This is a genomic window from Pseudomonas sp. EL_65y_Pfl1_R83, assembly GCF_963970695.1.
In the GTDB taxonomy this organism is placed as follows: domain Bacteria; phylum Pseudomonadota; class Gammaproteobacteria; order Pseudomonadales; family Pseudomonadaceae; genus Aquipseudomonas; species Aquipseudomonas tritici.
Genome location: NZ_CAXAQI010000096.1, coordinates 1 through 683, shown reverse-complemented (window position 1 = coordinate 683; position 683 = coordinate 1). Strand labels below are relative to the sequence as shown.

The 683-nt window shown below is 62.1% G+C and carries 1 protein-coding gene; it reads left to right on the top strand.

What is annotated here, in order from left to right:
* Positions 1–304 precede the first annotated feature (304 nt).
* Complete coding sequence (gene rpmG / locus AACY08_RS27815; RefSeq protein WP_010162189.1) at positions 305–472, top strand: 50S ribosomal protein L33; 168 nt, start codon at positions 305–307, stop codon at positions 470–472.
* Positions 473–683 lie beyond the last annotated feature (211 nt).

The window sequence follows — 683 nt, the reverse complement described above, 5'->3', positions numbered from 1 at the left end:
TGCCGCGCGAATCGAATCGACCTCCGCCGCCAGCGCGGCGGTTGAGGCGGCGCTCGCGCGCATCCCGACCATCGCGACTCGCGCGGCGAGTTCGGCCTGGGCTATTGCGATTGCGCTGTCAGGTGCCGCCATATTTCGTCCCCTCTGACGTGCATCTTGCGCGCGCGGTGGTAAACACGCGCTTAAGCCCTGCCGAATCGTCCCGTCGTGCTTGACATCACGCGCTGCTTCCTTCATCGGGCGACGCTTAAGAGCGGCGACCGGTTCGCCGCTTTTGCATTTTCAGATCACAGGAATTCAGGTCATGGCAAAGCCGACCACGGTCAAGATCAAGCTCGTCAGCACGGCGGACACTGGTTTCTTCTACACCACCAAGAAGAACCCGCGCACCAAGACCGAGAAGCTGAGCTTCAGCAAATATGATCCCGTCGTGCGCAAGCATGTCGAGTTCAAGGAAGCCAAGATCAAGTGATCGCGCGGGCGGCATAGCCCGCCCGTCTTTCACACCCGCGCCGCACTGCGCGGAGGTCGCGAGCTTGAGCCGCAAGGGCAACCTTGCGGCTTTTCTGCGCTGTGCACCGTCGATCGATTACGGTTGGATGATGCGCACCAGCCATAACGCCAAGCCAAGAACCAGATACACCCCCGCCCCGATACGGGCCGCCGTCGAATAGCCCTGCCGC

Bases quoted from the DNA above. Each gene is read 5' to 3' on its own strand.
- rpmG (WP_010162189.1), top strand. From the start codon at position 305: ATGGCAAAGCCGACCACGGTCAAGATCAAGCTCGTCAGCACGGCGGAC.